This is a genomic window from Spirillospora sp. NPDC000708 (genome assembly GCF_040299565.1).
Classification (GTDB): Bacteria; Actinomycetota; Actinomycetes; order Streptosporangiales; family Streptosporangiaceae; genus Spirillospora.
Genome location: NZ_JBEPCJ010000017.1, coordinates 58,725 through 81,220, shown reverse-complemented (window position 1 = coordinate 81,220; position 22,496 = coordinate 58,725). Strand labels below are relative to the sequence as shown.

22 protein-coding genes and 1 pseudogene are annotated in these 22,496 nt (G+C 72.3%); 9 read left to right on the top strand and 14 right to left on the bottom strand.

What is annotated here, in order from left to right:
* Positions 1–104: 104 nt before the first annotated feature.
* The 3 genes from ABT299_RS15075 to ABT299_RS15065 all read left to right on the top strand — a co-directional run bounded on the left by ABT299_RS15075 (position 105) and on the right by ABT299_RS15065 (position 2,492).
* Positions 105–1,073 (top strand): ABC transporter permease, encoded by a 969-nt coding sequence (locus ABT299_RS15075; protein WP_190860383.1) that lies wholly within the window; start codon positions 105–107, stop codon positions 1,071–1,073.
* Positions 1,066–1,863 (top strand): ABC transporter ATP-binding protein, encoded by a 798-nt coding sequence (locus tag ABT299_RS15070; RefSeq protein ID WP_347256849.1) that lies wholly within the window; start codon positions 1,066–1,068, stop codon positions 1,861–1,863. The genes ABT299_RS15075 and ABT299_RS15070 overlap by 8 nt, the downstream gene beginning before the upstream one ends.
* A gap of 107 nt (positions 1,864–1,970) precedes the next feature.
* On the top strand, positions 1,971–2,492 hold the full coding sequence (locus ABT299_RS15065) for a YbhB/YbcL family Raf kinase inhibitor-like protein (protein ID WP_387027564.1): 522 nt from the start codon (positions 1,971–1,973) through the stop codon (positions 2,490–2,492).
* A 50-nt stretch (positions 2,493–2,542) separates the two neighbouring features.
* Here the strand turns inward: ABT299_RS15065 and ABT299_RS15060 are convergent, their stop codons facing one another.
* On the bottom strand, positions 2,543–3,526 hold the full coding sequence (locus ABT299_RS15060) for an ArsR/SmtB family transcription factor (RefSeq protein WP_500251113.1): 984 nt from the start codon (positions 3,524–3,526) through the stop codon (positions 2,543–2,545).
* Between the two features lie 58 nt (positions 3,527–3,584).
* On the opposite strand from ABT299_RS15060, the gene ABT299_RS15055 reads away from it, so the two are divergent.
* Entirely contained in the window at positions 3,585–4,799 is a 1,215-nt protein-coding gene (locus tag ABT299_RS15055; RefSeq protein WP_500251112.1) for an MFS transporter, read from the top strand.
* A 6-nt stretch (positions 4,800–4,805) separates the two neighbouring features.
* On the opposite strand, the gene ABT299_RS15050 is transcribed toward ABT299_RS15055, so the two are convergent.
* Positions 4,806–5,150, bottom strand: coding sequence for an SCO4225 family membrane protein (locus ABT299_RS15050; protein ID WP_190860375.1), 345 nt, complete (start codon positions 5,148–5,150; stop codon positions 4,806–4,808).
* A 71-nt stretch (positions 5,151–5,221) separates the two neighbouring features.
* Positions 5,222–6,508 (bottom strand): KamA family radical SAM protein, encoded by a 1,287-nt coding sequence (locus ABT299_RS15045; protein WP_190860467.1) that lies wholly within the window; start codon positions 6,506–6,508, stop codon positions 5,222–5,224.
* Positions 6,509–6,892: 384 nt separating this feature from the next.
* Here ABT299_RS15045 and ABT299_RS15040 point away from each other — a divergent pair, with 384 nt between their 5' ends.
* The 3 genes from ABT299_RS15040 to ABT299_RS15030 are packed head-to-tail and all read left to right on the top strand — an operon-like array spanning position 6,893 to position 9,014.
* Positions 6,893–7,696 carry a DUF998 domain-containing protein gene (locus ABT299_RS15040; protein WP_500251111.1) on the top strand — a complete coding sequence of 268 codons (804 nt, stop codon included), beginning with the start codon at positions 6,893–6,895 and terminating at the stop codon, positions 7,694–7,696.
* Positions 7,693–8,664, top strand: coding sequence for an alpha/beta fold hydrolase (locus ABT299_RS15035; protein ID WP_500251110.1), 972 nt, complete (start codon positions 7,693–7,695; stop codon positions 8,662–8,664). Before ABT299_RS15040 ends, ABT299_RS15035 begins: the two co-directional genes overlap by 4 nt.
* Positions 8,661–9,014, top strand: coding sequence for a hypothetical protein (locus ABT299_RS15030; RefSeq protein ID WP_387027555.1), 354 nt, complete (start codon positions 8,661–8,663; stop codon positions 9,012–9,014). The genes ABT299_RS15035 and ABT299_RS15030 overlap by 4 nt, the downstream gene beginning before the upstream one ends.
* Before the next feature lie 9 nt (positions 9,015–9,023).
* Here ABT299_RS15030 and ABT299_RS15025 read toward each other — a convergent pair whose 3' ends face one another.
* Positions 9,024–9,422, bottom strand: a complete 399-nt coding sequence (locus ABT299_RS15025; RefSeq protein ID WP_241755909.1) for a hypothetical protein — start codon at positions 9,420–9,422, stop codon at positions 9,024–9,026.
* Positions 9,423–9,675: 253 nt separating this feature from the next.
* Here ABT299_RS15025 and plsX point away from each other — a divergent pair.
* Together plsX and argS are read left to right on the top strand one after the other, a co-directional pair.
* Positions 9,676–10,752 (top strand): annotated as a pseudogene (gene plsX / locus ABT299_RS15020) (phosphate acyltransferase PlsX); the annotation flags it as partial.
* A 412-nt stretch (positions 10,753–11,164) separates the two neighbouring features.
* A complete protein-coding gene (gene argS / locus ABT299_RS15015; RefSeq protein ID WP_500251109.1) occupies positions 11,165–12,910 on the top strand; it encodes an arginine--tRNA ligase in 1,746 nt (581 codons plus the stop codon).
* Positions 12,911–12,915: 5 nt separating this feature from the next.
* Here the strand turns inward: argS and ABT299_RS15010 are convergent, their stop codons facing one another.
* The 10 genes from ABT299_RS15010 to ABT299_RS14965 all read right to left on the bottom strand — a co-directional run bounded on the left by ABT299_RS15010 (position 12,916) and on the right by ABT299_RS14965 (position 22,401).
* A complete protein-coding gene (locus ABT299_RS15010; protein ID WP_500251108.1) occupies positions 12,916–13,857 on the bottom strand; it encodes an LLM class flavin-dependent oxidoreductase in 942 nt (313 codons plus the stop codon).
* The gene (locus tag ABT299_RS15005; RefSeq protein ID WP_190860363.1) at positions 13,854–14,105 is read right to left on the bottom strand and encodes a DUF2630 family protein; all 252 of its coding nucleotides are present in this window, start codon (positions 14,103–14,105) and stop codon (positions 13,854–13,856) included. Before ABT299_RS15005 ends, ABT299_RS15010 begins: the two co-directional genes overlap by 4 nt.
* Positions 14,106–14,315: 210 nt before the next feature.
* Positions 14,316–15,257 carry a hypothetical protein gene (locus tag ABT299_RS15000; protein ID WP_190860361.1) on the bottom strand — a complete coding sequence of 314 codons (942 nt, stop codon included), beginning with the start codon at positions 15,255–15,257 and terminating at the stop codon, positions 14,316–14,318.
* Positions 15,258–15,341: 84 nt separating this feature from the next.
* On the bottom strand, positions 15,342–16,193 hold the full coding sequence (locus tag ABT299_RS14995) for an aldehyde dehydrogenase family protein (protein ID WP_500251107.1): 852 nt from the start codon (positions 16,191–16,193) through the stop codon (positions 15,342–15,344).
* Positions 16,186–17,616 carry an aldehyde dehydrogenase family protein gene (locus tag ABT299_RS14990; RefSeq protein ID WP_500251106.1) on the bottom strand — a complete coding sequence of 477 codons (1,431 nt, stop codon included), beginning with the start codon at positions 17,614–17,616 and terminating at the stop codon, positions 16,186–16,188. Before ABT299_RS14990 ends, ABT299_RS14995 begins: the two co-directional genes overlap by 8 nt.
* Before the next feature lie 2 nt (positions 17,617–17,618).
* The gene (deoC, locus tag ABT299_RS14985) at positions 17,619–18,575 is read right to left on the bottom strand and encodes a deoxyribose-phosphate aldolase (protein ID WP_500251135.1); all 957 of its coding nucleotides are present in this window, start codon (positions 18,573–18,575) and stop codon (positions 17,619–17,621) included.
* A 55-nt stretch (positions 18,576–18,630) separates the two neighbouring features.
* Positions 18,631–19,698, bottom strand: a complete 1,068-nt coding sequence (locus ABT299_RS14980; protein WP_500251105.1) for a hypothetical protein — start codon at positions 19,696–19,698, stop codon at positions 18,631–18,633.
* Positions 19,695–20,207: a SigE family RNA polymerase sigma factor gene (locus ABT299_RS14975; protein ID WP_190860353.1), complete on the bottom strand. Its 513-nt coding sequence runs from the start codon at positions 20,205–20,207 to the stop codon at positions 19,695–19,697. The genes ABT299_RS14980 and ABT299_RS14975 overlap by 4 nt, the downstream gene beginning before the upstream one ends.
* Positions 20,208–20,863: 656 nt before the next feature.
* Entirely contained in the window at positions 20,864–21,403 is a 540-nt protein-coding gene (locus tag ABT299_RS14970; RefSeq protein WP_500251104.1) for a chorismate mutase, read from the bottom strand.
* A 38-nt stretch (positions 21,404–21,441) separates the two neighbouring features.
* Positions 21,442–22,401 (bottom strand): DUF1152 domain-containing protein, encoded by a 960-nt coding sequence (locus ABT299_RS14965; protein ID WP_500251103.1) that lies wholly within the window; start codon positions 22,399–22,401, stop codon positions 21,442–21,444.
* Positions 22,402–22,496 lie beyond the last annotated feature (95 nt).

Sequence of the window (22,496 nt, the reverse complement as noted above, 5' to 3'; positions counted from 1 at the left end):
GGTATCCCCAGGGGCGACGACAAGATTCCGTAATGATCTCAGTTCGGGGGTCACATGCGGGTGAACGTCACCGACACATCATCGACTGCAATAGGCTTCCCGGCATGAGTCACCCGCAACGGCTCGGTTCATCGGGTGGCGAGTCGGTCGGCACGATCGCGGAGTCTCCTCACGTGAACGAGACGCTGGCCGCCTACGCCGCACGGTACGGATTGAGGCAGAGCGCGGCGCGCCCCCCGCTGCGCAAGTACATCCAGAGCGTCTGGGCCAGGCGCAACTTCATCTGGGCGTTCGCCTCGGCCAAGAACATCTCGATGTACACGGACTCGAGACTGGGTCAGGTCTGGCAGCTGCTGACCCCGATCCTGAACGTCTCGGTCTACTACCTGATCTTCGGCGTCCTCCTCAACACCAAGCGCGGCGTACCGGACTTCATTCCCTTCCTTGTGACGGGCGTGTTCATGTTCGGGTTTACACAGCGCTCGATCACGTCGGGCTCCAAGTCCGTCGGGGACAACCTGTCGCTGATCAGGGCGCTGCACTTCCCGCGCGCGACGCTGCCGCTCGCCATCGCGACCGTGGAGTTCCAGCAGCTGCTGCTCTCCCTGATCGTGCTGCTCGGCATCGTGTTCGCGTTCGGCGAGCCGATCAGCGTTCAGATGGTGATGTTCGTCCCGGTCCTGCTGCTCCAGCTGATGTTCAACGTCGGGATCAGCATGGTGATGGCACGGCTCGGCGCGTTCAACCGGGACGTCAGCCAGCTCCTGCCGTTCATCATGCGGACCTGGCTGTACCTGTCCGGCGTGATCTTCAGCCTGCCGGACCTGCTGCACCGCAGCCACGCGCTGAAGACCCACCCGTGGATCGGTGACATCCTCAAGGCCAACCCGGCCTACGTGTACGTGGAGCTGAGCCGGCACCAGCTGCTCGGCGAGTACCGCCACTTCGTGAACACCAAGCTGACGGAGACCACCGGCCAGCTGTGGCTCTACGCGGGGATCTGGTCGGCCGTCGCGCTGATCGGCGGGTTCCTGTTCTTCTTCAGTGCCGAGGAGCGTTACGGCCGTGGCTGACACCAAGGTGCGCGGCGGGACGGCCATCGACGTCGACCCCACGCGCGAGCCGATCGTCGTCGTCGACGACCTGCACATCATCTACCGCGTGTACGGCGCGGGCGGGAAGGGCAACGCCGCCAGCGCGTTCTCCCGGGTGCTGCGCCGCAAGAACCGTCCTTCGATGAAGGAGGTCCACGCGATCAAGGGGCTGTCGTTCGTCGCGTACCGCGGCGAGGCGGTCGGGATCATCGGGACCAACGGCTCCGGCAAGTCGACGCTGCTGAAGGCCATCGCGGGCCTGCTGCCGCCGCACAGCGGCGCGGTGTACACCGACGGCCAGCCGTCCCTGCTGGGCGTGAACGCGGCGCTGATGAAGGACCTCACCGGCGAGCGCAACATCGTCCTCGGCTGCCTGGCGATGGGCATGACGCCGACGGAGACGAAGGCCCAGTACCAGAAGATCGTCGACTTCGCGGGGCTCAAGGAGGGGTTCATCCAGTACCCGATGCGGACGTACTCGTCCGGCATGGGGGCGCGGCTCCGGTTCGCGATCGCCGCGGCGAAGACCCACGACGTGCTGCTGATCGACGAGGCGCTCGCCACCGGCGACGCCAAGTTCAAGCGCAAGAGCAAGAAGCGGATCGAGGAGCTGCGCAACGAGGCCGGCGCGGTCTTCCTCGTCGCGCACCAGCTGGACACGGTCAAGGAGATGTGCGACCGCGTCATCTGGATCGACGAGGGCCGGATGCGGATGGACGGCGATCCGGAAGAGGTCATCGCGGCCTACAGCGAGGCCGCCGGGAAGTGATTCCGGTCACGGACCGGTTCGTCACCGGGTTCTCTATGGGCGCGGTCAAGACCTGACCCGCCTGATAGAGATGGAGTGACAACTGATCCTTTGACGAGGAGGTCGCCATGGCCGGCCGGCCACCGCTTCCGCACGAGCACCTTCCCGAGGTCCCGTCGTTCACCGTGACCAGCGATGACGTCGCCCACGGCGAGCGGCTCGACGACAAGCACGTGTTCGACGACTGGGGGTTCAGCGGCGGCAACCAGTCCCCGCACCTGCGCTGGTCCGGATTCCCGCCGGAGACCAAGAGCTTCGCCGTGACCTGCTACGACCCGGACGCCCCGACGGGCAGCGGGTTCTGGCACTGGACGCTGTTCGACATCCCGGCGGACGTCACCGAGCTGCCGACGGGCGCGGGCACCGCCGACTCCAAGATCGGGATTCACGCCCGCAACGACTACGGGAACAAGGAGTTCGGCGGCGCCGCGCCGCCGCCCGGCGACCCGCACCGGTACGTGTTCACGGTGCACGCGCTGGACGTGGAGTCGCTCGGGATCGGCTCGGACGTCTCCCCGGCCGTGGCGGGCTTCAACATCACCGCCCACACCCTCGCCCGCGCGACGATCATTCCCGAGTACGGCGTCTGACGCCCCGCTGAGGCCGTCCCGCTGAGGCCGGCGCGCCCGCAGGGGCGGCCTCAGGAGGCGCCGACCAGCATGTCCCCCATGGCCGTCCGCCGGTACAGGACGGAGCGGCCGCTGCGCTCGCGGGTGACGAGGCCGGACGCGCGCAGCACCGCGAGGTGGTCGCCGGTCCCGCCGAGGCTCACCCGGAGCCGGGCGCTGAGCCAGGTCGTGGTGGCGGGCTCGGCCAGCGCGCGCAGCAGGTCGGCGCGGGTGCGGCCGAGCAGCCGGGCGAGCGCGTCGTCGTCCCGCGGCACCCGCCCCTCCCGCCCCTCCCACAGGGCCGCCACTCCCCTGGCCCGGTACATCAGCGTGTACGGCCAGTTCCGCTCCAGCGCGACGCCGAGTTCGGAGAACACGGTGGGGACGAACATCAGCCCGGCGCCGTCCAGCCGGTAGGCGCCCTCGTCGGGGATGTCCACCTCGATCATGCCGCCGCGCCACCGGACCTGCCGGGACAGGCCGTCGAGGGCCTCCGCCCAGCCGTAGGCGGCGAGCCGTCCCGCGCGGTGCACGATGTCCTGTTCGAGGATCGCGCGCAGCACCGGCCAGTCCGGTTCGACGAGCACCGTCCACGCGGCCTCCAGCGCGTCGCTGAGGCGCCGTACGACGTCGGGCGCGTGCAGGACCGCCCGGACGTCGTCCGGCGGCGTGGGAAGGCCGTCGAGGTTGCGGGCGATCTCCTCGCGGGCCTGGGGTTCGGGCGTGGCGCGGGCGACGGCGAGCTGCTCGGCGACCGTGAGGTTCGGGCGGCCGGGCGGCGGCTGGACGAAGTCGGCCATGTACCCGTGGCGGCGCCGCAGGAACGCCAGCGCCCGGACGGCCGGGTCGGCGGCGATCGCCGCGTAGCGGGGGCGCGCCCGCTCCACCCACGGGCCCACCGGACCGGCCGGCACGCGCCCCGCCGCGAGGCCGAGCGCGGTGATCGTCTCGTGCAGCGGCGCGATGCCGAACCGGCTCGCCGCGAGGTCGCCGGGCCCCACCTCGATCCGGTACATGTTTCGCTCCTCCCCGAAACATTATCCAGGCCGGCCCCGCCGCCCGAGTCTGGTCGCCATGACGGCATCCACCGCTCCCTCCGGCCCCGCCGCGCCGGCCGCGTCCGCGCGCTACCGCGACGTCTTCGGCGTCCCCGAGTTCCGCACGCTGTTCGGGCTGCAGACGCTGCAGGTGACCGGCGACTCCGTCCGGATGATCGCGCTGTCGGTGCAGACGTTCGAGCGGACCGGGTCCGCGCTCGCCGCGGCACTGGTGTTCTGCGCGGGCATGCTCCCGTACGCGGTGGGCGGCGCGCTCCTGCTGTCGCTCGCCGACCGCGTCCCGATGCGGCGGCTGCTCACCGGGTTCCACCTGCTGCGCCTCGCGGTCACGGCCGTCCTGGCGTGCGGCGCCGTCCCGCTGCCGGGGACGATCGCGCTGATCACCGTGCTCGGGCTGGTGGCGCCGGTCGGCGGCGCGACCGTGCAGGGCCGGCTGCCCGCGCTGCTCCCCGGCGACGGCTTCGTGCTGGGCCGGTCGCTGTTCACGATGACGTCCGCCGGGGCACAGATCACCGGGCAGGCCGCCGGAGGGCTGCTGCTGGCGGCGCTGTCCCCGGCGGGGACGCTCTGGCTGGCCGCCGCGAGCGCCGCCGTGGCCTCGGCGCTCGCCCGGTTCGGGCTGCCGGACGTGCCGGCGCCGAACCGCGGCGGCTCCGGGGTGGCGCGCGAGACGTGGCGGGTGAACCGGCGGCTGCTCGGCGCGGGCACCACGCGGGGCCTGCTGCTGGCCTTCTGGCTGCCGCTGTCGCTGTCCGTCGGGTCGGAGGCGATGGCGATCCCGTACGCGAGCGGGCTCGGGAATCCGGGGGCGGCCGGGCTGATGCTGTCGTCGGCCGCGGCCGGGATGTTCGCGGGCAACCTGCTGGTCGGCCGCTGGATTCGGCCCGGCCTGCGCGACCGGCTCACGTTCCCGCTCGCGCTGCTGACGGGCGCGCCGCTGCTGCTGTTCGTCCTGCACCCACCCTTGCCGCTGGCCTGCGCGCTGATGCTCGCGGGGACCGTCGGCCTCGGCTACGACCTGCCGCTCCAGCGCCGGCTCGTGGACGCGACGCCGGAGACCGTGCGGGGCCAGGCGATCGGGCTGGCGAGCACCGGGGTGATGACGGGCCAGGCCGCCGCGATCGGCGGCGCGGGCGCGCTCGGCGACCTGCTGGCCCCGGCGCAGGTCATCGCCCTCTGCGGGGCCGCCGCGGTGCTCGCCGCGCTCGCCCTCCACCGCCACCTGCGCTGACGGCGCCTATTCGGCGGAACGGCGGCGGCGTCGTCCGGGCCACAGGAGCCAGGTCTGAAGCGCCCCGGACCCGGTCGTCGCGACGTAGAACAGGACGTTGGTGAGGGCCTGCGGCATCTCCCCGAAGTCGAGGAGGTAGAGGCTCACCATCGACAGCGGCGCGGTGGCCAGGATGAGGAAGACGCCGATGAAGCCGGGGTCGTCCGCGAACAGGTCGGCGGCGAGGACGATCCCGGTCGTCACCGTGACGGCGGCGCCGTAGCCGATCGCGATGGCGAGCCGCACCCGGTCGGCCGTGCCGCGGGCCGGCCGGGGGGATCGGGGGGCGCGGGCGGAGAAAGAGGAGAACATGTCGGCAATGCTCGCCGCGCGCCCGGTGGCGCCGCCTGAGTACCGGTACTCAGGCGGCGCCCGGAAGGTACCTACTTCTCCCAGGGGAAACGGTCGGCGAACGCCGGCTTGAGATCGTCCAGCCAGGCCGCGTCGGGGTCGTACTTCGCGAAGAACGGCTTACCGACCAGGTCCGCGTCGCGGCACTGGATGAAGTGCAGGACGAAGACCTTCTCGCCCATCAGGTCGATGACGCCGTCCACGCACACCTTGCCGGGGGTGGCGGACATGGACGGGCCCCGGACGGTCCTGGAGAGCCCCGAGACGTTCTTGTAGGCGTCCCGGTAGATCTCGTAGGCGCGGGCGAGCGGGACCGCGAAGTAGTCCTGCGGACCGGTGTCGCGCTCGACGAACATGTAGTACGGGACCAGGCCCATCCGGGTCTGGGTCCGCCACATGCCCTCCCACGTCGCGGAGTCGTCGTTGATCGTCCGGATGAGGGGGGCCTGGGTCCGGATGACCGCGCCCGTGTCGCGGATGCGGCGGCACGCCTCGGCGACCATGAGCGGCTCCAGCTCGCGGGGATGCGAGAAGTGCGCCATGAAGGCGAGGTTCTTGCCCGACTCGACGACCTGCTCGAACAGCCGCAGCATGTCGTCGGCGTCCGGGTCGGTGACGAACTTCTGCGGCCAGTACGCCAGCGACTTGGTGCCGATCCGGATGGCCTCCAGCTGCTCCAGCTCCAGCAGCGGCTCGATGTAGCGCCGCAGCACCGGCTCGCCCATGATCATCGCGTCGCCACCGGTGAACAGGACGTTCGTCACCTGGGGGTTGGCGAGGAGGTAGTCGCGCAGGGCGGTGGGCTCGTCGCCGGCCATCTTCAGGTCGGGCTCGCCGATGAACTGCGCCCAGCGGAAGCAGTAGGTGCAGTACGCGTGGCAGGTCTGCCCCTGCTTGGGGAAGTACAGGACCGTCTCGCCGTACTTGTGCTGCATTCCGGGGATCTTGCCGTCCCCGAAGCTCGGGATGTTGAGCTCCATCTGCCCGGCCGGGTGCGGGTTCAGCTTCATCCGCACGGCGTGCGCGGCGGCCTCGATCTCGGCCTTGGGGGCCTCGCGGCGCAGCAGGTCGGACAGGCGCGCGACGTCCTCGGCCGGGAGCATGTCCTCCTGCGGGAACACCAGCCGGTAGATCGGGTCGTCCGGCGCGGCCGACCAGTCGATGAGCTCCTCAATGACGTAGGCGTTGGTCCGGAAGGGCAGGACCGTCGCGACCGCTCGGGTCGCGAGCCGCTGCTCGGGCGACAGACCGGCGCGAGCGGTGAGCTCGTCCAGGTGCTTCGCCGTGAAGGCGCGGAACTTGCGACCTGTGGATCGCATTGCGGGAGCCGCGTCGTTCACCAGTGTCACGTGTTGGTACTCCTTGATGTCATGGGGGAGCGGGTCCCCGGGCGCGTCGTCACGGACGGTGATCAAAAAGCCGCGGGACACCCCCATTCAACCGTTTGGGACCGGTTCATACCGAATTGATACCCCCTACAGGGTACGGAAAAAGCTGGTCAGCCCGGACCCCGACAAATCGCCCCTGCATCATCGTCGACGCCCCGCCCCATGTTCAACGACTACGGGACGTCAACCTCTCCGTCACGGCGGGGCCACGCTTCGGCCAGCGGATACTCCGGAAACCGCGCCCCAGGTCACACGCTGACACGATGTTCGGAAATACTGGCGAGGGCGGCACCGCGGACGGGCGAAGGGGCTGGTGTGCACTCCCATGACACGGACAGTCCGGCCGAGCCGGTCGATGGCCAGGGTGGAATCGCGCCCGGACCCGGCACCGGCGGACCGGACCTCCACGAGCCCGGCGGGCCGGGGGTCGCCCCGCGCTACGTGATCGTCCTGGCGTTCCTCGCGGCGCTCTTCTACGCCTCCTTCTTCCTGGAGAACTGGCTGAGCCCCGACCTGGACGTCGTCAACGGCTACGTGAGCGAGCTGTCGGCGATCGACCAGCCGTTCCACCTCGTCTACAGCGGCGGCGACCTGATCACCGGGGTCCTGTCGATCATCGTGTCGGCCGGCACGCTGCGCCGGCTGCGGCGCCGGCCGCTGGCCACCGCCGGCTGGGCGTTCCTCGGCCTGTTCGGGATCTGGGCGATCGGGGACGCCTCCTTCCCGCTGGACTGCGCCCCGAACCTGGAGACGTGGTGCGCGCTGCGGGAGCGCTCCGAGCACGTGTCGTTCTCGCACGAGTTCCACTCCGTCACCAGCACCGTCGTGATCACCTGCGGGGTGATCGCGCTGTTCCTGCTGTCGCTGGCCGCGCGCCGCTACGGGTGGTGGCCCGTGCTGGCCCGCTGGGGCTGGGTGGTCGCGGCGGCCGAGACCGTGTTCGCGCTGAGCACGCTGCTCGCGATGTACCTGGGCCGCTGGCTCGGCATCATCCAGCGCGTGCAGATCTCCGTCCTGTGCGCCGGGCTGCTGCTGGTCGCCTGGGCGCTCTACGCCGACCGCCGGAACGCCGGGCGGGCCCCGGCCTCCCCGCCGCTACGGGAGAAGACGCACCTATGAGCGACAGCCGCGCCGCGAACGACGGCGAGATCACGCACGAAGGCGGCACCGTGAACGACGGCACCGTGAACGACGGCGGCGCGGCACACGACGGCCGCGCCGCCGTGAGCGAGGTCGTGAACGTGGGCCGCGAGCAGGTCCACGTCGTCGAGGAGGGGCCGGCGGACGGGCCGCCGCTGCTGCTGAGCTCCGGTCTCGGCGGCGCCTGGTTCGACTGGCGGCCCAGCGTCGACCTGCTGCGCGACCGGAACCGGGTGATCGCCTTCGACCGCCCGGGGCTCGGCCTCAGCCCGGCCGCGATCGCCGCGCCGACGCTGCGCCGCGAGGCGGACGTCCTCGCCGCCCTCGCCGAGCGGGCCGGCCGGCCGGTGATCGCGGTCGCGCACTCGATGGCCGGGTTCCACGCCGAGGCGCTCGCCCGGCTCCGCCCCGACCTGGTGCGGGGCCTGGTGCTCGTCGACCCGAGCTACGAGCCGCACCCGCACGAGCTCGTCCGGTTCGCGGCGGCCGCGACGCCGCTGGCGACCGCGGCCGGGGTGCTCCTCGGCGCGACGCAGCTGGCGCGGGTCCTCGGGCCGATCGGGCGCCGCGCCGTCCTGAAGCACACCAGCCGGCGCGACGAACCGGTCCCGGACGCGGTCGTCCGCTCGGTGTACGGGCGCGGGACCGTCCTCGGCACGGTCATCGCTGAGGATCTCGCGTACCGGGAGCAGGCCGTCGACCTGGCGCGGCTCCGCGAGCGCCGCCCGTTCCCGGCCGTCCCGCTGGTCGTGCTGACCGCGCTAGGCGACGTCAAGGGCGAGGCCAAGAGGCGCGAGTGGTCGGAAGGGCACGCGCGGCTGGCGAGGATGACGCCCTACGGGAGCCAGGTGGACCTTCCGGACGCGCGGCACATGGTCCAGCTCGACCGCCCGGACGCCGTCGCCGACGCGGTCGCGGAGGTGCTCCGGGCGGAGGAGACGGTATGAGGCGCGTCCTGGCGCTGGTGCTTGCGGCGGTGCTGGGCGCGACCCTGTCCGGATGCAAGGTGATGCAGCGGATCTCCGAGGAGTCCTACCGCAACGCCGTCACCGACGGGGTCGTGGCCGAGCTGAAGAAGCGGGATATCCGGCTGAAGGCCCGCCCGTCCTGCCGGACGCCGAAGATCGGCGACACCGTCCGGGTGGCCTGCACGGCGACGACGAAGGCGGGGCAGCCCGTCGTGGTGACCGGCACCGCCCTCGGCGCCGACGGCGCGCACCCGGTCGAGGAGTACACCGTCACCGTCGCCGGGCGACAGGTCCTGGACCAGGGCTGCCTCGGCCTCGGCTGCTCCTGAGCCGCCGTCTCAGCCGCTCTTCTTGTGGCAGGAGGCGCCGAGGCACTGCGCGTTCTCCACGACCGGGCGGCCGTCCACGAGGATCGTGAAGTAGTTCCTCTTGGCCTCCTGCTCGCCGCTGCCGATCACCTTGACCTGCTTGTTGTCGGCGGTCGTGCCGGTGCAGGACACCCGCATGCTCTTCTTCGTCCAGCCGGGCAGGTCCTCGCACTTCAGCGGCGACCGCAGGTTCACCCCGCGGACGCTCAGCTCGTCGGTGGCCTTCGCCGGCATCGCGTTGCGCAGGGCCGCCTGCGTCTTGTACGTCAGCTCGCCGCCCGAGGTGACCAGCACCCACGCGGCACCGCCCGCGACCAGCAGGACGAAGAGCACGGCGGAGCCCAGGATCAGGGTCTTCTTGCGATTCATCACCATTTCCACGTCCGGTACATCACCGTCCGTACTGGATCACATGCGGTGGGTGCCGGACTTTTCCCTGATCATGCGCATTCGTTGCCCAAGGGCGCGGGCCGTCCGGCGCGGCGGTCGCGGCGGTCGCGGGCGCGTGAGGCTCGCCACCTCCGGGCCGCGCACCGCCAAGGCACCCGAACCGAGGACTTACCATGCGATGAGCTGCGGATCTCGCGCGCGCCACCCGTCCCTCTCCCTCCTGGAGCGACCCATGACCGGTCAAGGCGAGCCGCCGCGCCCGGCGGCCCGCCGTCCGGCGACGGTGCGGCCGCTGCCGATCGCGGTCGACACGATGGGCGGCGACCACGCCCCCGGGGAGATCATCGAGGGCGCGGTGGAGGCGGTCCGCGCGCACGGCGTGCGGGTGGTGCTGGTCGGGCAGGCGCCGCGGATCCAGCGCGAGCTGGACCTGCACGGCGTCGCCGGGAAGATCCCGATCGTGCACGCCGAGGAGGCCCTCGACATGGGCGAGGGCGCGCTCGCGAGCTGGCGCAAGCCGAAGTCGTCGATCGCGATCGCCTGCCATCTGATCAAGCAGGGCCGGGCGTCGGCGCTGGTGTCGGCGGGCAGCACCGCCGGGGTCGTCGCGACGTCCCGGCTGCGGCTGAAGGGCCAGCAGGGCGTGATGCGGCCCGCGATCGCGGTGACGCTGCCCACCTCGCCGCACCCGACGATCCTGCTGGACGCGGGCGCCAGCGTGGACGTGAAGCCGGAGGGGCTCGTCCAGTTCGCCGCGCTCGGCACCGCGTACGCGCAGATCCTGCTGGGCGTGGAGCGGCCGAGCGTGGGGCTGCTGACGATCGGGGCCGAGCCGGGCAAGGGCAACAAGGTCACCAAGCGGGCGTACGAGCTGCTGTCCGGGTCCAGCCACGGCATCGAGTTCGCGGGGAACGTGGAGGGCCACGACCTGCTGAGCGGCGAGGTGAACGTGGTCGTGACCGACGGCTTCACCGGCAACGTCGCGCTCAAGACCATGGAGGGCACGATCCGGACCGCGTTCGCGGAGATCCGGGGCGCGATGACCGCGAGCGCGCCCGCGCGGGTCGGCGCGCTGCTGCAGCGCCGCCGGCTGCTGGAGCTGCGCGAGCGGCTCGACCCCGACACCTACGGCGGCGGCGTCCTGCTCGGCCTGAACGGGACGGTCGTGATCGCGCACGGCGCCTCGCACGCCCGGGCGATCACCTCGGCGTGCGAGCTGGCGCACCGGCTGGCGGCCGGGCGGATCGTGGAGCGGATCCGCGAGCAGGTCGCGGCGACGCGGACGTCCCGGTTCGGCCGGTGGACGCACGGCGAGCGCGACTCCCAGGCCGACAAGGCAGATAAGGCCGACAGGCCGGACAAGAGCGACAGGGCGGACCGCGCGGACAGGGCCGACCGGGCCGACCGGGCCGACCGGGCGCCGAAGTCCCCGGAGCGGCCGCCGGAGCCCGCCAAGCCCGCGGAGCCGGCGCGGGAGGCCGCGGCGCCCGCCGGCGAGCGCGCCGCGCCGGAACGGACCGAGCCGCCCGCCGCGACATAGTCCGGGACGGGCCGGGGAGCTCGCCGGTGTGAACGGGGTGCCGGCGGCGGCCCGGCGCGGGCTGACGGCCCCCGAGGCGCGCGAACGGGTCGCGGCGGGCCGCGCCGACGACGTGCCGCGCCGCCCCGCACGGCGGGAAAACCCGTGCCATGCGGTACGCGCGCGCCGATAACCTTGGAACATGCCCGATCCGCAACTCGTACTCGCCGCCCGGGTCCAGGACGCGCTGAGCGCCGCCTTCGGACCGTCGTACGCGGACGCCGACCCGGTCATCCGGCCGTCGCAGTTCGCCGACCTTCAGGCCAACGTGGCGCTGCCGCTGGCCAAGAAGCTGGGCCGCAAGCCGCGAGACGTGGCCGACGAGATCGTCAAGCACCTCGACGTCGCCGGCGTCGTGTCGGACGTGCAGGTCAGCGGGCCGGGCTTCATCAACCTCACGCTCAGCGACGAGTGGATCGCCGGCGAGGCGCAGCGGGCCCTGGAGGACGCGCGGCTCGGCGTCCCCGTGACCGCCGCGCCGCAGAAGGTCGTCGTCGAGTACTCCTCGCCGAACGTGGCGAAGGAGATGCACGTCGGGCACCTGCGGACCACGATCGTCGGCGACGCGATCGCCCGCATCCTGGACTTCCTCGGCCACGACGTGATCCGCGACAACCACGTCGGCGACTGGGGCACCCCGTTCGGCATGCTGATCGAGCACCTGCTCGACCTCGGCGAGGACGCCGCCGCGCGGGGCGACTCGTCCGTCAGCGACCTCACCGCCTTCTACCAGGCCGCGCGGGCGAAGTTCGACGGCGACGAGGGGTTCGCCGACCGGTCCCGCAGGCGGGTCGTCGCGCTCCAGGCCGGCGACCCGGAGACGCTGCGGCTCTGGAACGTCCTCGTGGACGTGTCCAAGAAGTACTTCAACTCCGTCTACGGGCTGCTCGGCGTCACCCTCACCGACGACGACATCAAGGGCGAGAGCTTCTACAACGACCTGCTCGCCCCGACCGTCCAGGAGCTGGAGGACAAGGGCATCGCGGTGGTCAGCGACGGGGCGCTCTGCGCGTTCCCGCCCGGCTTCACCGGCCGCGAGGGCGAGCCCCTCCCGGTGATCATCCGCAAGAGCGACGGCGGCTACAACTACTCCACCACCGACCTCGCGACGATCCGGTACCGGGTCGACACCGAGCACGTCGACCGGATGATCTACGTGGTGGGCGCGCCGCAGTCGCTGCACTTCCAGATGGTCTTCGCGGTCGCCCGGATGGCCGGCTGGCTGAACGACGACGTCCGGGCCGACCACGCGCAGATCGGCAACGTCCTCGGCACCGACGGCAAGATCCTGCGGACCCGCGCCGGCGGCACCGTCAAGCTCGCCGAACTGCTGGACGAGGCCGTCGAGCGGGCCGGCACGGTGTTCGACGAGATCCAGCACGACGAGCCGTTCGACGACGCCACCCGCGCCGCGATCGTCCAGGACGTCGGCATCGGCGCGGTCAAGTACGCCGACCTGTCCGTGGCACGCGACAGCGAGTACGTCTTCGACCTCGACCGGATGATCTCGTTCAACGGCAAGACCGGCCCGTACCTGCAGTACGCGGCCGCGCGGATCCGGTCGATCTTCCGCAAGGGCGGCGTCGCCCCCGACGAGGCGACCGGCCCGATCGTCCTCACCGATCCGGCCGAGCGCGCGCTGGCCCTGCAACTGCTCGGCTTCGGCGCGGTCCTGGAGCAGGCGGGCGAGACGGCCGAGCCGCACAAGCTCGCGACCTACGTCTACTCGGTCGCCGACGCCTACACGACCTTCTATGAGAACTGCCCGGTCCTGAAGGCCCCGGACGAGGCGACCAAGGCGTCCCGGCTCGCCCTGTGCGCCGCCACGCTCCGCACCCTCACCACCGGCCTCCACCTGCTGGGCGTCCCCACCCCGGAACGCATGTAGCGAGGTCAGTGCGCGGGAGCGGCCTGCGCCGGGGCGGCGTTCGGCGCCGACCCGGCGGAGAGGCCCCGCCTCTCCCGGGCGGCCTGCTCGCGGACGGCGGGGACGACCTCCAGCGCGAAGACCGGAAGCTGCTCGGGATCGCCGCCGAACAGGAACGTGTCGACGCCGTGGCCCACGGCCAGCTCCGTCATCTCGTAGACCCACTGGCGCGGCGGGCCGTGCAGGAAGCCGCGCGAGTCCCGCCCGTCGATGGAGCCTTCGAGCAGGTAGACGCGGCGCAGCTCGGACGGGGCGCGGCCGGCCCGGGCGGCGGCGTCGTCGAGGCGGCGCTGCCCCTCGGCGAGCCGCTTCGGCGGGACGAGCGACGACGGCGCGATCCAGCCGTCGGCGACGCGCCCCGCGAGATCGAGCGCGCGCGGCCCGGTCACCCCGAACCAGATCCCGATCTGGTGGGCGGGCGCCGGCCCGGCCTGCGCGGCGGCGAACCGGTGGTGCTCGCCCTGGAAGCGCAGCCCGTTCTGGTCGCTCCAGTGCAGCCGGATGATCTGCACCGCCTCCTCCAGGGAGCGGCGCGCGGCGGCGGCGCCGAGCCGCGGGCCGCCGTAGGCCTCCACGCCGTCCCAGGACATGCCGGCGCCGAGCCCGAGCTCCACGCGCCCGCCGCTCAGGGCGTCCATCGTGGCGAGCGCCTTGGCCAGCAGCGCGGGCGGCCGCAGCGGCAGGCACGCCACGGCGGGCAGCACCCGGATCCGGGGCGTGACGGCCAGCGCGGTCGCCATCAGCGTCAGCGCGTCGGCGGTGTCGCGCAGGTACGGGCGGTCCCGGACGCCGAGCAGGTCGAGCCCGTACCGGTCCGCGTCCTGCGCGATGCGGACCAGCGGCGCGGACGCGTCCGGCGCCAGCGACAGGCCGAAGCGCAGCGGCCGCCGGGCGAGGGGCTGCGTCACTGCAGGTACCCCTCGACCTCGTCCGGCGGGCGGACGTGCGCGTCCGCGTCGCCGGGGTCGCTGCCCGCGTCGATCCGGGCGCGGCGGCGGCGCAGCAGGTCCCAGCACTGGTCGAGGGCCACCTCGAGGTCCTCGAGCCGCCGGTGCTCCTCGTCGCGGTCCAGGTCGCCGCGCTGGTAGCGGTCGCGCAGCCGCTGCTCCTCACCGACGTACTCGTCGATGCGCGCCAGGATGTCCTTCTCGTCCAATGGGCCCTCCCGTGAGCCGGCCGTCGTGGATCGCCGGCCGGCGGCGTGCGTGTGCGCGGCAGGCTCCGCCCGCGCCCGCGCCCGTGCCCGTGCTCGGGCACGGCCCCGCCCGCGGGCTCGCCGCTCGCCGCGTCCCGGGCAGGGCGCGGCGACGGGCGGGTCGGTGCCGCCCCTGGGGGCGGACCCCCGGGGGCGCCGTCCGGGCGGCGGTCAGCGCTCGCGCTGGCCGGCGCTGGTCAGGCCGCTCAGGAAGCCGCCGTCGGTGCCGGTCGAGTGCTGCAGGCCGTTGGAGGTCTTGGGCTCGACCATCGGCCCGGCGGGCGGCGCGGTGGCCGACTCGGCGGTCCGCCGGGCCGTCGTCCCGCCCGCTCGCGGGCGGGTCCCGGTGGTCCCGCCCGCCCCGGCGGTGCTCGCCTTGCGAGCGGTGCCGGACGAGCGGGATGTACCGCTCTTGCGGGCCGTGCCGCTCCGCGTGCTCGCGGTCGTCCGGGACGAGGACGCGGTGGACTTGCGCGCGGCACTGGTCCGCGGCTTGGCCGCCGTCGTCCTCTTCGCGGTCGACGGCCGGGTCTTGGACGCCGTGGTCTTGCGCGCCGTCGACTTCGGCGCCGACACCCGCGCCGACGTCGTGGACCGCGAGCGGCTCGCCGCCGAGGTGGACTTGCGGGCCGTCCCGGACGTGCTCTTGCGCGCGCTGGTGCCCGTCCTGCTCCTGGACGCCGTGGACCGGGCGGCCTGCTGCTGCTTCCCCATGTCCTTGGCCGCGGTGTTCATCGCCTTGGCGGCGTCGGTCATCGCCTTGGTGGCGGTGGTCATGGCCTTGGTCATCGCGGTCATGGCCTTGGCCGACGAGGACGCCTTGGTCGCCACCGACTTCATCTGCTTGGCGGCGGCCTTGGCCTGGTCGGCGGCCTTGGTGACGCGCTGCGACGCCTGTGTGGACGTCCGGCTCGACGCGGCGCTGGTCCGCTTCGCCGGAGTCTTCCTCGCGGCGGTCGAGCGGCTGGTCGTGGACCTCGACGGCGTCTTGGCGGCCGAGGTGCTCTTGGAGGCCGTCTTCTTGGCGGCCGTGGACTTGTTCGCCGTGGTGCTCTTCGTACGAGCGGCCGTACCTCGGCTCGTCGTCGTACGCGATGCGGTGTTGGTAGGCACTGATCTACCCCCCGTGATGATCAGTTACGGGGGGTTCTATTCCACCGTTCGTGACGCTCTACACACTCCGCGCCATTTCCACTTTCAGACGCCCACGGGATGCCACACCGTCTTGACCTCCAGAAACGCCGTCATACGCGCGGTTCCGGGGTCGCCGGACCAGTCCTCGGCGGCGCGGAAGACACGCTTCAGGTTCTCGGCCGCCTTCTCCTCCAGAGCGGTCACGTCGGCCTCCGGGACGCCGGTGAGGTCGATGGCGTTGACGTCCATGTGGGAGGCGAGCCAGGGGGCGAGTTCGGTGCGGTGTCCGGTGAGGATGTTGACGACGCCGCCCGGTAGGTCGCTGGTGGCGAGGACTTCGGCGAGGGTGATCGCGGGGAGTGGTGCGGGTTCGGAGGCGATGACGACGGTGGTGTTGCCGGTGGCGATCGCGGGTGCGAGCACCGAGACCAGGCCGAGGAGCGGGTCGTCGGGTGCGATGACGGCGACGATGCCGGTGGGTTCGGGGGTGGAGAAGTTGAAGTAGGGGCCGGTGACGGGGTTGGCGGCGCCGGTGATGGCGGTGATCTTGTCGGCCCATCCGGCGTACCAGACCCACCGGTCGATGGCGGCGTCGACTTGTGCGGCGGCGTGGGTCTTGGACGCGCCGCTGTGGCGGACCTCGGTGATGAACTGGTCGCGGCGTCCTTCGAGCATTTCGGCGATGCGGTAGAGGATCTGCGCGCGGTTGTAGGCGGTGCGGGCCGACCAGCCGGTGAAGGCTTTGCGGGCGGCGGTGACGGCGTCGCGGACGTCTTTGCGGGAGGCCTGGGAGGCGTTGGCGAGGAACCGGCCTTTGGTGTCGGTCACGGGGTAGGTCCTGCCTGACTCCGAACGCGGGAACGCGCCGCCGATGTAGAGCTTGTAGGTCTTGCGGACGGTGAGACGTTCAGACATTGAGGTAGGGCTCCAGTCCGTGGCGTCCGCCTTCGCGGCCGTGTCCCGATTCCTTGTAGCCGCCGAACGGGGAGGCGGGGTCGAACTTGTTGAAGGTGTTGGCCCACACCACCCCGGCGCGCAGCCGCTGCGCGGTCCACAGGATCTGCGAGCCCTTGTCGGTCCAGATCCCCGCCGACAACCCGTAGGGGGTGTTGTTGGCCTTGGTGACCGCCTCGTCGGGGGTGCGGAACGTCAGCACCGACAGCACCGGCCCGAAGATCTCCTCCCGCGCGATCCGATGCGATTGCGCGACACCGGTGAACACCGTTGGCGGGAACCAGAACCCGCGGTCGGGCAGCTCGCACGGCGGCGCCCAACGGTCGGCGCCCTCGGCCTCGCCGGCCGCCGACAGCTCGCGGATCTTGTCCAGTTGCGCGGCGGAGTTGATCGCGCCGATGTCGGTGTTCTTGTCCAGGGGATCACCGACGCGCAGCGTCGCCATCCGCGCCTTCAGCCGCTCCAGCACCTCCTCGGCCACCGACTCCTGCACCAGGAGGCGGGATCCGGCGCAGCACACGTGGCCCTGGTTGAAGAAGATGCCGTTGACGATGCCTTCGACGGCCTGGTCGATGGGGGCGTCGGCGTAGACGATGTTGGCGGCCTTGCCACCCAGCTCCAAGGTGAGCTTCTTCGATGTTCCGGCCAGGGTGCGGGCGATCTGGCGGCCGACGTCGGTGGAACCGGTGAAGGCGACCTTGTCGACCCCGGGGTGGGCGACCAGCGCGCGGCCCGTCTCGCCGGCGCCGGTGATGATGTTGACGACACCGGGCGGCAGGTCGGCCTGGCGGCAGATGTCGGCGAACAGCAGCGCGGTCAGCGGCGTGGTCTCCGCCGGCTTCAATACGACGGTGTTCCCGCAGGCCAGCGCCGGGGCGATCTTCCACGCCAGCATCAGCAGCGGGAAGTTCCACGGAATCACCTGGCCCGCCACACCGACCGGGCGCGGGTCCGGGCCGAACCCCGCGTGGCCGAGTTTGTCGGCCCAGCCGGCGTAGTAGAAGAACCACGCCGCCACCAGCGGAACGTCCACATCGCGGGACTCGCGGATCGGCTTGCCGTTGTCGATCGACTCCAAAACGGCCAGCTCGCGGGAGCGTTCCTGGATGATCCGGGCGATCCGGTACAGGTACTTGGCGCGCTCAGCGCCCGGCATCGGCCCCCACACCCGCTCATAGGCGGCGCGAGCGGCCTTCACGGCCCGGTCCACATCCGCCTCGTCGGCGCACGCCACGTCCGCCAGCACGCTCTCATCGGCCGGGTTGATCGTCTTGAACGGCTCCCCGTGCCCGTCGACGAACTCACCGTTCACGAACAGCCCGTAGGAGGCGCGGATGTCGACGACCGACGCCGACTCCGGTGCGGGCGCGTACTCGAACACCATGATCAGTCCAGGGTGAAGTAGTCGGGACCGGAGTACACCCCGGTGGACAGCTTGCGGCGCTGCATCAGCAGATCGTTCAACACACTGGAAGCACCCAGCCGGAACCAGTCGGGCGACAGCCAGTCCGGGCCGGCGGTCTCGTTCACCAGCACCAGATACTTGATCGCATCCTTGGTGGTGCGGATCCCACCCGCCGGTTTGACCCCGACCTGACGGCCCGTCGCCGCGCGATAGTCGCGGACGGCCTCCAGCATCACCAGCGTCACCGGCAACGTCGCCGCCGGAGACACCTTCCCGGTCGAGGTCTTGATGAAATCCGCGCCCGCCCGCATCGCCAACCACGAGGCACGCCGCACGTTGTCCAGCGTCGCCAGCTCGCCGGTCTCCAGGATCACCTTCAGATGCGCCTCGCCGCACGCCTGCTTGACCGCGGTGATCTCCTCGAACACCTTCAGGTAGTCGCCGGACAGGAACGCGCCACGATCGATCACCATGTCGATCTCGGCCGCGCCCGCCGCCACCGCCGCGCGGGTGTCGGCGAGCTTGGCCTCCAGCGGCGCCCGCCCGGACGGAAATGCCGTCGCCACCGACGCGACCCCGATCCCCGACCCGTCCAGCGCCGCGACGGCCGTCTCCACCATGTCCGGATACACGCACACAGCCGCGACCTTCGGCACCGAAGGATCAGACGGGTCCGGCCGGACGGCCTTGGCGCACAACGCCCGCACCTTCCCCGGCGTGTCCGCACCCTCCAGCGTGGTGAGGTCCACCATCGAGATCGCCAGATCGATCGCCTCGGCCTTCGCCGACGTCTTGATCGACCGGGTCGCCAGCCGCGCCGCCCGCTCCTCCGCCCCGACCTGGTCCACGCCCGGAAGTCCGTGCAGGAACGCGCGCAGCTCGGCGGCGCCGATGAGAGTCTCCGTTGACACGCCCCCAGCATCGCCGAAGACCCCCATCGGCACAAACGGCACGGAACCTCCGGCGGGCCGGTCCGCCGGAGGTTCCGTCCGGTCAGCCGAGCGGCGCCGTCGTCCAGCGCGCCGGGTCGTCGCCGAGCAGGGTGACCCGCCGGTACAGGCCGGTCAGCCCGCCCGCCGCCTGGAGGCTCCGCAGCGGCCCGCCCGTCGCCTGCAGCGTGACGTCGAAGCCGTGCGAGCCGTAGACGACCAGCCGCTGCGCGTTCGCCGGGTTGCGGCCCGTCTTCGGATCGGAGCGGGACAGGCGGGAGTCGAAGGCGGGATGCCCGTCGACCTTCGTGTTGGTGCGCGCCGGGGTTCGCCGGCTTCCGGCGGTGACCTCGATGAGGAGCTCGCCGCCCCCCTGCCCGGAGGAGGTGAGCCAGAGTTCGGCGTCCGGGCCCTGGCCGAGCGAGACCTGCGCCGGCTTCAGCCCGCCTGGTACGCCGGTCGCCCGGAACGGGAACGCCGCGGGCCTGCCGCCGCCGAACCGCACCCCCTTCGCGATGCGCTGGACGGTCTCCTTTTTCGCGATCCCGCGGTCGAGGACCGACAGCAGCGCCCAGCGGTGCGGCTGGTACTCCCAGCGCAGTTCGGCGGGCACCTGGTCGGAGCCCGGCCCGCCCGGCTCGATCGTCCAGTGCCCGACGCGTCCGTTGATGAGCTCCGTACCCGTCCAGCGGCCCTCCTTCCCGCCGGGCAGCTTCGCGATCGGCGGCTCCGGGCCGGGCCCGAGGACGGTCAGCTCGACCGCCGTGTCCGGTTCGTCCCCGCCCTTGCCCTTGCTCGCGGACACCGTGACGCTGGGCCGCTCCTGGTCGTCCCGCGAGACCTTGGTCTGCGCGTAGCCGGGCGGCAGCCAGCCGAACGACGCGGGCGGGACGAGCAGGTCCGGATACCGCACCTGCTCGGCGGGCCGGACCCGCCGCGGCTGGTCCGGCGAGCCGGGCAGCACCGCGACGGCGACCGCCGCCGCTCCGAGCCCGGCCGCCAGCGTGCCCGCCGCGGCGCGCCGCCCGCGCCTGATCCGGCGGCCCCTCCTGATCGCCGCCGCCGCGTCCACGGACGTCACCGGTCCGGGCGTCGCGGCGATCCCTTCCAGCCGCTCCTTCAGATCGTTCATGCCGGGTTCTCCCCATCCGTGAGGCTCTGCACCGGGTGCAGCGCGCGGCGCAGCGCGTCCAGCCCGCGCGACGTCTGGCTCTTGACGGTCCCCGTCGAGCAGTTGAGGACGCCGGCGGTCTGCTCGACCGACAGATCGCAGTAGAAGCGCAGCACGACGGCGGCCCGCTGCCTCGCCGGCAGCGCGGCGAGCGCGTCCCGCAGATCGAGGCCGCCGTCGGGGTCGGGCGCGCCGCCCGGTCCGTCGGGCGGCTCCGCGACGAGCCGGACGCGCCGCAGCCAGCCGCCGCGCTGCTCGGCGAGGAACACCCTGACCAGCACCGTGCGCGCGTAACCGTCGAGGTTGTCGGCCGCCGACGCGCGGTGCCACCGCAGGTACAGGCGGGTGATCGCGGTCTGCACGAGATCGTCCGCCCGGTGCCAGTCCTGGCACAGCAGGTACGCCACCCGCCGCAGCCAGGGCGTCCTGGCCGTCACGTAGGCGGTGAACTCGTCGTCCCGTCCCTGCATGTGCTCGCTCCTCGGCCGTTCCACACCCCACTGATGCGTCCAGGGGCCGGGAAGGTTGCACGGCCGGCACGAACGGCCTCAGCGTTTTCAGGCCGTCGCGTGCATGCCCGCGTCAGCCGTGTCCCACATCCCCAGGGTCGCGTCACCGCTCCCGATGGCCGAGGGTCTTGCCGTCAGGACTGAACGCCATCGCGCTGACGGGGTTGGTGTGCACGGCCGGATCACGAAGACCTTGCGGGTGTCCGCATGCCGCGGCAGCACGTCGACGTCCTGCGGGCTGGGACGCCGTCGCGGATCGCGGCGGAGCATCCTGCGCAGGACCGGCGCCAAACGCCCGCGCGCGCTCTATGGGCGCGGGCTCGCCCCGCGAGGCGGCCAGCAGCAGCGCCGCCGTCGTGCCGCCGGGCGCCCTTCGACGGCGTTGTCCAGGGTGACGCCGAGGACCAGACGTCGGACGCGGCGGTGGTCTCCCGGTCGTCGACCTGCCCGGGGGCCAGGTGGGCGGGGCGAGCAGGGCGCCGCGGGCGGTGAGGGCGGTTTCCTCCGGTACGGCGGCGAGCCCGAAGTCGGGGCGGGTTTGATGTCGCGGTGCACGGCCTCCGCTCGGCGCGCGGCCGCCAGCGCCTCGGCGATCCGGGCGGGCCGGGTGCGCTTTGTCAGCAGATCGATGGAATCGCGCGGAGCAGCCCGGCGCGGTGCAGGGCGTCCGGGCGGCGGGCCGCCTCGACCCGCCCGACGGCCTCCACCAGCTCCGTGCGGCAGGACGGGGCGCGGCGCGCGTCCTGCGTCTCCCTGAGGTCGGCGAGCAGCTCGCCGGTGATCCGGTCGAGCAGCGGCCGGACGTCTTTTTCCAGGTCGGGCCGGTGCGCCGGGGCGTCGCCGGGGCGGATCGCCCACCGGGCGAACAGGCCGCGCTGGACGAGCTTGCCCGCCTCGATCTGGTCACGGAAGATCCGCTGCGCGGTCTCCGGGTCGATGCCCATCGCCGCGGACCGCTCGGCGACCGAGTCGAGTATCCGCTGCTCGCGCACCGGGTCCTCGATGGGCTTGCCCGTCCCCCACTTGGCGGCGGCGACCAGGTCCGCGACGTCGAGCCGCCGCGCCGCCATGTCGACCAGTGGCGCCAACCCCGCGTCCGCCCGCGCCGGAACAGCGAATCCGCTCAGAACCAGCATCGCGGCCACAATGACCTTCATCCGCCAAGGCTAGGCCCGGGCGCAGCAGCCCGTTGAGGTCAGTGAGGGTATTGCCGAGGCGGGCGGGTCTGCGGGAGTTCCTCCCGGAACGCTTCGATCGCGGCGGCGATCTGATGGATCGTCCGGGTCTTCTCAAGACGGTCGAGATAGAGCGAGCGGCGGGCCAGCCCGTCCAGGTCGACGGCGAAGTACATCGCCATCAGGGGATTGATGAACAATTCGCTCCCCCGCGTGCGTTCGGTGAACCGGACGTCGCCGAAATGGCCGCGCAGGGCGGCCGCTATCGAGCCGTTGACGATGCTCGGATACGGTTCGTGCGCCGCATGGGCGTACTCCACCGCGTCGAGGTAGAGCGAGGCTTCGCGGCTCTCGGCCGGCAGGGAGAAGGCTCCCAGGTAGGCGCCGTCGCGGGCCAGGGCGGCGAGGTTCTCCAGGACGTGGACATGGTTCACGCCGTGATAGGCGTCCACACCGAATCCGAGCGAGACGACGATCTTCTCGGGGACGTCGAGGCCGTGCACGGCGGCGAGGCTGGCCATGTCCTCCTCGGGCGTGCCGAGCCCGGCCTCGTCGCCGCGCAGCAGGATGTCCGTGCCGCCGTCCACCAGGACGATCGCGTCCAGCCCGAGCCGGTCCGCCAGGTGGCCGTACGCCTCGCGGAGGGGCCGCACGCCGAGCTTGGGGAAGGCGTGGACGGTCGACGGGAGGCCGTTGCGGTCGAGCCAGCGGGCGAGGGCGCCCTCCGGGAAGTAGGCGTCGCGGCTCTCGGTCTCGGGCGTCACGGCGGCGACGCCGTCGTCCAGCCAGGTGTCGGAGGGCAGCCCGTAGAGCGAGCTGAACGAGAGGTTCGCGAAGTGGACGTCCTTGCCCCGGTCCAGGAGGGCGATGGCGAGCGGCAGTCCGGCGTAGACGTCGAATCCGCCGCCGGCCCCGGCCACCAGGATCCGCCGGGCGTCCCGGAGCCGCGCGAACAGCGGCGGTTCATGGAGCGAGAACACCCCGCGACGGTACTGCGGCGGCGAACATTCGTCCCCTAACACCGCGAACCCGAGCGGCATGGGGTGCATCAGACGTACTGGTGGCCGTGGTGATC

What these genes read in the sequence shown, in the direction of transcription:
- ABT299_RS15075 (WP_190860383.1), top strand. Translation starts at nt 105, where the DNA reads ATGAGTCACCCGCAACGGCTCGGTTCATCGGGTGGCGAGTCGGTCGGC.
- ABT299_RS15065 (WP_387027564.1), top strand. Translation starts at nt 1,971, where the DNA reads ATGGCCGGCCGGCCACCGCTTCCGCACGAGCACCTTCCCGAGGTCCCG.
- ABT299_RS15060 (WP_500251113.1), bottom strand. Translation starts at nt 3,526, where the DNA reads ATGTACCGGATCGAGGTGGGGCCCGGCGACCTCGCGGCGAGCCGGTTC.
- ABT299_RS15055 (WP_500251112.1), top strand. Translation starts at nt 3,585, where the DNA reads ATGACGGCATCCACCGCTCCCTCCGGCCCCGCCGCGCCGGCCGCGTCC.
- ABT299_RS15050 (WP_190860375.1), bottom strand. Translation starts at nt 5,150, where the DNA reads ATGTTCTCCTCTTTCTCCGCCCGCGCCCCCCGATCCCCCCGGCCGGCC.
- ABT299_RS15045 (WP_190860467.1), bottom strand. Translation starts at nt 6,508, where the DNA reads ATGCGATCCACAGGTCGCAAGTTCCGCGCCTTCACGGCGAAGCACCTG.
- ABT299_RS15035 (WP_500251110.1), top strand. Translation starts at nt 7,693, where the DNA reads ATGAGCGACAGCCGCGCCGCGAACGACGGCGAGATCACGCACGAAGGC.
- ABT299_RS15030 (WP_387027555.1), top strand. Translation starts at nt 8,661, where the DNA reads ATGAGGCGCGTCCTGGCGCTGGTGCTTGCGGCGGTGCTGGGCGCGACC.
- ABT299_RS15025 (WP_241755909.1), bottom strand. Translation starts at nt 9,422, where the DNA reads ATGAATCGCAAGAAGACCCTGATCCTGGGCTCCGCCGTGCTCTTCGTC.
- argS (WP_500251109.1), top strand. Translation starts at nt 11,165, where the DNA reads ATGCCCGATCCGCAACTCGTACTCGCCGCCCGGGTCCAGGACGCGCTG.
- ABT299_RS14995 (WP_500251107.1), bottom strand. Translation starts at nt 16,193, where the DNA reads ATGTCTGAACGTCTCACCGTCCGCAAGACCTACAAGCTCTACATCGGC.
- ABT299_RS14990 (WP_500251106.1), bottom strand. Translation starts at nt 17,616, where the DNA reads ATGGTGTTCGAGTACGCGCCCGCACCGGAGTCGGCGTCGGTCGTCGAC.
- deoC (WP_500251135.1), bottom strand. Translation starts at nt 18,575, where the DNA reads ATGGGGGTCTTCGGCGATGCTGGGGGCGTGTCAACGGAGACTCTCATC.
- ABT299_RS14980 (WP_500251105.1), bottom strand. Translation starts at nt 19,698, where the DNA reads ATGAACGATCTGAAGGAGCGGCTGGAAGGGATCGCCGCGACGCCCGGA.
- ABT299_RS14975 (WP_190860353.1), bottom strand. Translation starts at nt 20,207, where the DNA reads ATGCAGGGACGGGACGACGAGTTCACCGCCTACGTGACGGCCAGGACG.
- ABT299_RS14970 (WP_500251104.1), bottom strand. Translation starts at nt 21,403, where the DNA reads ATGAAGGTCATTGTGGCCGCGATGCTGGTTCTGAGCGGATTCGCTGTT.